The sequence below is a fragment of the Agriterribacter sp. genome, from assembly GCF_035444585.1.
Lineage (GTDB): Bacteria > Bacteroidota > Bacteroidia > Chitinophagales > Chitinophagaceae > Agriterribacter.
In genome coordinates, this window is the sequence record NZ_DAOMOZ010000042.1 from 19,469 (window position 1) to 28,032 (window position 8,564).

General features: G+C 44.8%; 5 protein-coding genes. 1 reads left to right on the forward strand and 4 read right to left on the reverse strand.

What is annotated here, in order from left to right:
• Nucleotides 1–25 precede the first annotated feature (25 nt).
• The 3 genes from PLH26_RS06855 to PLH26_RS06865 all read right to left on the reverse strand — a co-directional run bounded on the left by PLH26_RS06855 (nt 26) and on the right by PLH26_RS06865 (nt 5,212).
• Nucleotides 26–3,142, reverse strand: coding sequence for a SusC/RagA family TonB-linked outer membrane protein (locus tag PLH26_RS06855; protein WP_324585260.1), 3,117 nt, complete (start codon nt 3,140–3,142; stop codon nt 26–28).
• A 199-nt stretch (nt 3,143–3,341) separates the two neighbouring features.
• Nucleotides 3,342–4,766, reverse strand: a complete 1,425-nt coding sequence (locus PLH26_RS06860) for a glycoside hydrolase family 30 protein (RefSeq protein ID WP_324585261.1) — start codon at nt 4,764–4,766, stop codon at nt 3,342–3,344.
• Nucleotides 4,767–4,873: 107 nt separating this feature from the next.
• Complete coding sequence (locus PLH26_RS06865) at nt 4,874–5,212, reverse strand: nucleotide pyrophosphohydrolase (protein WP_324585262.1); 339 nt, start codon at nt 5,210–5,212, stop codon at nt 4,874–4,876.
• 300 nt (nt 5,213–5,512) lie between these two features.
• Between PLH26_RS06865 and PLH26_RS06870 the strand changes: the two genes are divergently transcribed.
• Entirely contained in the window at nt 5,513–7,660 is a 2,148-nt protein-coding gene (locus tag PLH26_RS06870; RefSeq protein ID WP_324585263.1) for a heavy metal translocating P-type ATPase, read from the forward strand.
• A gap of 151 nt (nt 7,661–7,811) precedes the next feature.
• Here the strand turns inward: PLH26_RS06870 and PLH26_RS06875 are convergent.
• Nucleotides 7,812–8,564: Gfo/Idh/MocA family protein (locus PLH26_RS06875; protein WP_324585264.1), on the reverse strand; the 753-nt coding region annotated here is incomplete at its 5' end.

Sequence of the window (8,564 nt, forward strand, 5' to 3'; positions counted from 1 at the left end):
ATTTAAATGTTTTAATATTCGGATTTTAGAATGTAAGTTTTAAATCAAAACCTACTGTTCGGGTAGCAGGCAAAGTGCCATATTCAACGCCCTGGAAGTTTCCGTTACCCAGGCTCATGTCCGGATCAAACCACATGGTACGCTTTCCTAAGCCGGGTATATCCAACTTAGATTTGCCTCTGTACAACCATGCCACATTACGCGCTACCGCGGATATACGTGCATTTTTAATAAAGAAGGTTGAGCCTACGGGGATTTCATATCCTATGGAAAGTTCTCTGATTCTGAAGTTGGTTGCATCATAAGCAAAAAACTCTCCATTGCCATAACGTTTCCCTGACGCTATTTGCCAAAATTGCTGAGATGTGATCGTTTGATTAACGGGTTGACCGGATGCATCAACGCCACCCAGGTTCAGCCCTCCTTCGCGGTACCGGCCCGTAACTTCAGGTATGCCGCTAAATGCAAGGTTCATTTCGGTACCCGACACCATCACACCTCCTGCACGTCCGTCAAGTAGCAACCTTAAAGAAAATCTTTTATACCCAAAGGAATTGCTGAATCCAATTGTTGCTTTAGGATTGAAGTTTCCTATTGATCCCCTGTCTGCGGTTATAGAAGGAGTTCCATCAGCCTTAACTACAAATTGCCCTTTGGCGTTCCTTTCCCATAAGTAAGATATCATGTCCCCGTAATGTCCGCCTTCTTCTGCAATAGGAGTGGCAGACCTTCCGTAGCCACCACCCAGGTAGAATATCTTAACATTTTCATCAAGTTTTTTGATTTTATTGGTATTCATCCCCAGGTTAAATACAACATCCCAATTAAAGTCCTTTGTTTTAATTGGGGTACCTGTAACTACAAATTCAAATCCCGAATTCTGAATATCGCCGGCATTGATATACTGGTTAGCGTATCCTGTAGCAACAGGAAGATCCACCTGTAATAACTGGTTGGTAGAATTACTTTTATAATATGTAGCGGTAAATCCAATGCGGTTGTTAATAAATCTGGCTTCTATTCCAAATTCAAGGTTTTTTACAATTTCTGGCTTGAGCCCTGGTATTGGTAGTGTTGAGCTACGGGTTAAAAAGCCATTACCGGCGCCCTGGGAATAGCTATAAGTGCTTAACCTGATTTGGGGTCTGCCTCCGTTGCCTACAGATGCATAGTTTGCACTTGCCTTTAAAAATGATATCGCTGAAGGCAATTGCATTAAATCAGAAAGAATTACCGAAGCGCCTATAGAAGGGTAACTAAAAGAATAGGGGCTGGGTAACGGAGAAGCCCAGTCGTTTCGCAAACTCGCATCTAAAAATATCGCATCTCTGAAAGAAAAGTTTAATTGCCCGAAAACGGATTGTGTTTGGGTCTGTGAAGAACCTGATGAAATTGCAGGACTTGTAGCATAATTGAGACTGAATTTATTAGTAACATTCAAACCGTCGGCCGTATTATTAACTACGTTATACTGTCCGTCCTGATAAATAGCGCCTACCCTGTATTCTACTTTAAAATCTTCAGTAATATCGTTATGCCCTTCCAACATTACATCAAACCATTTTTGAGTTGTTGTAATTTTTTGTTGTCCATAATATCCGCCTACTTTGCCAGCCCAAAGTTTAGTTCCGGTTGCATACTTCGTCTCACCACGATCAAATATGCGGTCTAAATTTGCCCTGCCTTGTAAACTCAACCAATCAGTAATGTTGTATTTAGCAGTAATAAAACCCATTATCCTGTCTCTAACCTCGTTGATGGCCGTATTGTTAATCATCCAGTATGGATTTTGGTATATAGCTTCAAGTGTTGCCGGCCATGGAGTTGGTGCGGCTATCCCAACATTGTTGGTCATTTCATATTGTTCGGCTTCAGCAGTACTCATATTCCGCGGTATCTGGTAAATGTCAATAGTCGGTGCGTTTTCCTCGCCGGTACGGGGCCTGTTATGAATGGACTGTGCTATATATGTGACTTTAGCATCCGTAGAAAATCGCTTACCTATTTGATTGGTTAAACGAAGGTTTACGGTATGACGCAGCAAATCATTCTTAGGTATGATACCCTGAATGCTGTTATTGGTATAGGACAAATAGGTTTGCATTTTTTCGGAACCACCGGTTACACCAATTGAATTATTTAAGCTGGTACCTGTTCTAAAGAAATTTTTAATATTATCCGGCTGGGCATCATAGGTTGCTTGTTCACCTAAATGATTGGTATAATTTTGCCCTTCCATTTTAACTCCCCAGCTATCTCCCAAATCCACTTCAAGGGCACCCCCGGAACCCGCTCTTGCCTGCCCATACTCATTTTGAACTTTGGGAAGTGAAGTAGCTTGTTCAAACACTACACCGGAATTTACCGTAACCGCTATTTTGCCTTCCTTTCCTTTTTTGGTTGTAATAACGATCACTCCATTACCCGCTGCACTTCCATATAAGGCAGCAGCAGATGCGCCACGCAACACGGTTACCGATTCAATATCATCAGGATTGATATTTGAAGCGCCATCGGATCCCTGCACGCTTCCAAAATCACTTCCTGCAGCACCGTTCGTTCCATTGGTAATAGGCACGCCATCAACCACAATCAATGCATTATTATTGCCCTGCAGCGAACGATTTCCTCTTAGTACAATTCTTGCACCGCTGCCTGGTCCACCAGATCCCTGAGATATTGTGGCATTGGCAATTTTACCCTGGAAAGAATTGAGTACGTTGTTGGCATCTCTTACTTCTGTAAGGGTTGACGGTTTAACTGTTTGTGTAGCATACACGAGTGTCTTCGCCTCCCGGGTAATACCCAGCGCCGTTACCACAACTTCGCTCAGTTGTTGGGAATCTTCCGATAATTCAACTGTAACACTGGTGGCATCTGCCGCTACCGCTACTTCTTTAGGCAAAAAACCAACAGAAGTAATAACCAGGGTAACCGCCCCCGGAGGCACAGAAATCGAAAAGCTGCCATCCGCCGATGTTGTAGTTGCCTGCGGAGAACCTTTTACAGAAACGGTAGCGCCAATAATGTTTGTTTGATCACCTGAGTTGGTGACTTTACCTGTAATGATTCTGTTTTGTGCAAAAAGAAGGAGTGTACACAAAGAAAGGAAACAGGTTAAAAGAGATTTTAACTTGCTCATAAAGCATCGCGTTTTTGGAGTAAGAAGAATTATGAAATCTTTGTTAAATTTACTAAAGATTTACATACATAGTTTCACTTATATAAAATAATGCGCAAACGGTTGCTTATTAACGATAGTTAAATTACAACAGTCCGCGCTTAAGAATAGTTTATAATAACAATTGAGATGTAGCATGGATAGTGAATGCGAAAGTCATTTACCAAATAAGAGTGGCTACAGCACCTGTATGCAAAGCGGTGGTTACGGTTTTACCTTTATATCTTACAGCAAAATTTTGAGTGGAATTACTCTCATTTAGAACAATCAGCACCATTCTTCCATCTGCATTTTTAAAAGCCACATTGGACAATCCGTTAAGCTCATTGGAAGCGATGCGAACAGCACCTGGCCGAACAAATTTTGACGCATGGGCGATGATGTAATAAGCAGGGTTGCGCGTAACTGTATTGCCATTGATCGTAAGAGCGCCCAAACATTCAGTGCATCCGCCGGGTGTATGTGGCTCAAGGTTGGCATTGGCAGCCAGGTTCCATTCCAAAGCCACCCGGCACCAGTTGCGCATGGAGCCGATAATTATGTTTTTAATGTGCCAGTTCAGATCGGCTTTTAAATTACCCGGCGCGCCTATCCACTGCTCCGTAAAGTAAAGATGCTTGTCGGGATAGGCATTGTGCAGCTGCGCCAAAGTATCAATATTGCCTCCATACAAATGAAAAGCGGCGCCATCCACGTATTGAGCGGCTTCTGCATCTTTATAAATGGTTGCCGGGTAATCGGGCCGGTCGGCATTGTGGTCGTACACTATGATTTTGGTATGGATGCCGGCTGCTTTAAATGCCGGGCCAAGACTTTGCTTTATAAAAACAGCCTGGTCTTTTGCCTGCATTAGTAAACTTGGGTTATTGCCCGGGTGCAGGGGTTCATTTTGAACGGTGATGGCGTTAATGGCTATGCCTTCCGCCTTCATGGCCAAAATATATTTTACAAAATACCAGGCATAGGCATCGTAATACCGGGGCTGCAGGCTACCTCCTTTTGAATTATTGTTGGTTTTCATCCAGGCCGGAGGCGACCAGGGTGAGCCTAATATTTGAATTGCAGGGTTAATTGCCAGTATTTCCTTTAATACCGGGATGAGATAATCCCTGTCGGTAGCTATGCTGAATTTTTCCATCTCTTCGTCTGTTTGACCTGCAGGCAGATCATCATACGAAAATACATTGGCATCTAAGTCGGAGGCGCCAATGCTTATACGCAGGTAACTAACCCCTATATTATTGCTATCTGTTGCAAATAATTCCTTTAATATGGCAGCCCGGTTCGGGGCATCCATATTATAGAGGTGCATGGCGCTTCCTCCCGTTAAGGTATACCCGAAGCCATCAATGGTTTGAAAGGTTTGCGCATCATCCACATCAATAGCCGCATTTGAATCCGATACGGTATCTGCAAATAACAAAGGCGCTGGCTGTTCTTTAAAAAGTATACCGGCATCCGGATCGGTAAGCCAAACGGCTGCTTTGGCTGAGGCAGGAGTATCTGCTTTGCTTCTGCCGGGATTCGTGTTGCAGCCTGCTGCCGTTAGTAGTATCAGCATACAGGTGAGAAGCGGTTTGAACATATGTATATCTTTTAACAGCATTCAGATATCAAATATGATGCGGTTTGCGGATTAAAAACCCTGCCAAATTTGCAAAGTATATGGATCTGCTGCAAACAGGAACAGCATCAGCCGTCTTTTAGTTTGTCGTTCAGCTTATGCCTTTGGGCGTCGCGTATGCTTTTCTTTTCAAAATTCTTTTGCAGGGCAGCAGTCAGATCAACGCCCGTTTGATTGGCCAGGCAGAGCAATACCCACAATACATCTGCCATTTCATCGGCCAATTCCTTTCCTTTATCGCTTTCTTTAAACGACTGCTCTCCGTATACACGAACCATCAGCCGCGACAGCTCTCCCACCTCTTCCATTAATATTCCCAGGTTCGTGAGCTCGTTAAAATAGCGCACACCTGTTGTTTTTATCCAGTCATCAACTTGTTGCTGGGCCTGCTGTAATGTTATGTTCATGAAAGCGTATTAAAAACCAAAGATATACCTCACCCTCTTTCCCTCTCCCCGGGCGGCGGGGGACGGTGCTTAATAACAACACCAAACATAGTACCTTCCATTTCAACTATTGAACAAAAGTAAACACTAAAAGATAAATTCAAATTGAAACAGCCCCTGAAACTTGTAACCTGCAATCAGCGGCTCCCCTGCCTCGTTGTTGCAAAAAAATGAACTGTTTTATCGGTTTACTGATACGGGGTTGCAAAGATATTTGAGATTGGGCCCATACATCATTGTGCTGGTTGCTAATTTTGTGGCATGGAAAAGATAAGGTGGAAAGTAGAAGGAATGGATTGTTCCAACTGTGCACTCACCATTCGCAGATACCTCGAAAAAGAAGATGTGCGAAACATCAGGGTCAATTTTGTGGATGGCGATGTGACATTTGATTTAAATGGCAACGGTTCTGCGCAGCAGATACAAAAAGGGATTGATGCGCTGGGGTATAAGGTAACCGGCACACTGGAAGCAGATGAGGCAGAGGTTCCTGAAAAAAAAATGAATATTCATTTAAAGTACACGCTCATTTGCCTGCCTTTTACATTGGTGTTGCTTTTGCATATGCTGCATGACCGGATAGGCTGGCACTGGCTAATGAATCCCTGGATACAGCTCGCACTTTGTGTTCCCGTATACATCGTTGGAATGTCGTATTTTGGAAAGAGTGCTGTTAAGAGCCTGCGCAACGGCATTCCCAACATGAATGTGCTTATTGCCCTGGGCGCCACAGCCGCTTTTGTGTACAGCCTTACAGGCACCCTGCTGAACCTGGGCGAAGATTATCTTTTTTACGAAACCGCTGCCACCATTATTACCCTGGTTTTTTTTGGCAATTACCTGGAAAGTGCTTCTGTTCAATCTACGCAAAAAGCTTTGAAAGGCTTGTCCGGATCACAAAAAACAGTTGCCAATATGATCGCTTTTGATGAACATCATCAGGAAGTGATCATGCCGGTTGATAACAAGGACCTTCGCTCCGGCGACCTGGTGCTGATCAAAACCGGGGAGCTTGTGCCGGCCGATTGCAAAATTTTATGGGGCGATGCCAGCGTGGACGAAGCGATCATTACCGGTGAAAGCATACCCCTGGAGAAACATGCAAAGGATATGCTTATCGGAGGCAGCCTGCTGGCAGACGGTACGGTAAAAGCACAGGTTACCGCAGCAGCCGGTGATTCGGCGCTCGCGAACATTGCGAACCTGGTAAAGCAGGCACAGGGTGAAAAACCACCGGTACAACAGATGGCCGACAGGATCAGCGCCATATTTGTACCTGCCGTAATTGCTATCGCGCTGCTTACTTTTATTATCAACTATGTTGTGTTGCAGAATTTTACTGATTCGCTAATGCGCAGCATCGCCGTACTGGTCATTTCGTGTCCCTGTGCGTTGGGATTGGCTACCCCCGCGGCAATTGCCGTAGGGTTGGGTCGCGCCGCGCGAAATGGTGTGCTTTTCCGAAATGCCGGAAGTCTTGAACTTTTTAAAGATATCCGTCAGGTGGTATTTGATAAAACCGGTACATTAACAACAGGTGAACTAACAATTGATCAGTTCCGGGTAACGGATAGCAGCATCTCCGAAGAAGAACTGAAAATGATTACCTGTTCACTTGAAAAATATTCCAATCATCCCATTGCCAAAAGCATAACCAAAACCTGGAAAACCCGCCTGCCCGGCACACCGGCAAAAACTGAGATACGATGGGCGAAAATAGAAGAGGTAAAAGGGTTCGGGATAAAAGCAATCAGCAAAGAGGGTGATGAATATTGGGCGGGCTCTTATAAAATCGCTGCTGCACTTACTACCAACAATGCCCATAATGTATATATCCTGAAAAACAATAAGCTTATCGGATGGATAGATGTTAAAGACGACATACGGCCCGAAGCAAAAAAAGTGGTGAACTACCTGCGCAGCAAAGGGATCATTACTTACCTGTTAAGCGGCGACAGCAGTGCCAAAAGTGAACGTCTGGCTGCAGAACTCGGTATTGATAAAGTAGTGGCGGAGCAAACCCCCGAACAAAAATCAGCTGTTATTGAATCGCTCGCCCTTCAGGCTCCCACAGCGATGGTGGGCGATGGTATCAATGACGCGCCGGCGCTGGCCAAAGCAACGATCGGGATTTCTCTGAGCGATGCATCGCAAGTTGCTATTCAAACAGCCGACGTAGTGCTCATGAATCATGGCCTCAAAAATCTTCCTTTGTCATTGGGATTGGGCAGGCACACTTTCATTACCATAAAGCAAAACCTGTTCTGGGCATTTTGTTATAATATCGTAGCCATTCCTGTGGCGGCTCTGGGTTTTCTTAATCCTATGTTCGGAGCACTGGCTATGGGCCTCAGCGATGTGGTGCTCGGCATCAACTCGGGACGGCTGTTTATAAAGAAGGTAATGTGAAGACGTGGGAATGTGACAAATGCAGCGGTCGGCACGCGACAAAGGAGCGTCAGATCGCGGGATAAATGTGAAGATGTGGGAATGTGAGAATGTGGGGAATGGGGGATGTGAAAATTTTAAAATGGGTGATGGGGGTTAGCCTTCAGGTCAGCTATGCGTTTTTCTTAAATTCAAAAGACCGGTTTTCTTTTGCGGATGTATACATGGCGAGTATGATTTCTACTGCCTCGCGGGCCTCATTTCCATCAATTTCAAAGGGCTGCCCTGTTTCAAGAGATGAGATAAATGCTGCAATATTTCTTGCATGCAGTTCAAACGGGATAGCTGAAGGATCTGCCGCACCTCCGGCACTTTCAGTTGTTGCATATTGTAACCGGATCCTTTCATCGTCTTTTGTTTCGGCAGCAAACTGCCACACTTTGATGTTGTTGTCTTCCAGTATAGCCGTTCCCCTGGTTCCGGTAATTTCTATACGGCGCGGCTGACCCGGAAAAGAAGCGGTGGAACCATAAATAGAGCCGAGGGCTTTATTTTTGAATCGCAGGATGGCAGTTGCCGTATCCTCGGCTTCTATATTGTGGCCAAGCGTGGCGGTATAAGCGTGTAGGGAATCAATGGGTCCCATAATGTATTGTAACATATCTACCATGTGAATGGATTGGTTCATCATGGCTCCGCCTCCATCCAGCTGCAGGGTACCACGCCACTTGTGCTCGTAATATTCATCGCTTCTCCACCAGGGCACATGTACCGAGGCATAGGTAATTGTTCCAAACCTGCCTTCATCAACAGCACTTTTCAGCAAATGAACGGTATCGGTAAACCGGTAATTAAAAAATCCTCCGAGGAGGGTTCCCGCTTTGGCATGCGCTTCGATCATTGCATCAATGCTTTCCGGCGAAAT

What these genes read in the sequence shown, in the direction of transcription:
- PLH26_RS06855 (WP_324585260.1), bottom strand. Translation starts at nt 3,142, where the DNA reads ATGAGCAAGTTAAAATCTCTTTTAACCTGTTTCCTTTCTTTGTGTACA.
- PLH26_RS06860 (WP_324585261.1), bottom strand. Translation starts at nt 4,766, where the DNA reads ATGTTCAAACCGCTTCTCACCTGTATGCTGATACTACTAACGGCAGCA.
- PLH26_RS06865 (WP_324585262.1), bottom strand. Translation starts at nt 5,212, where the DNA reads ATGAACATAACATTACAGCAGGCCCAGCAACAAGTTGATGACTGGATA.
- PLH26_RS06870 (WP_324585263.1), top strand. Translation starts at nt 5,513, where the DNA reads ATGGAAAAGATAAGGTGGAAAGTAGAAGGAATGGATTGTTCCAACTGT.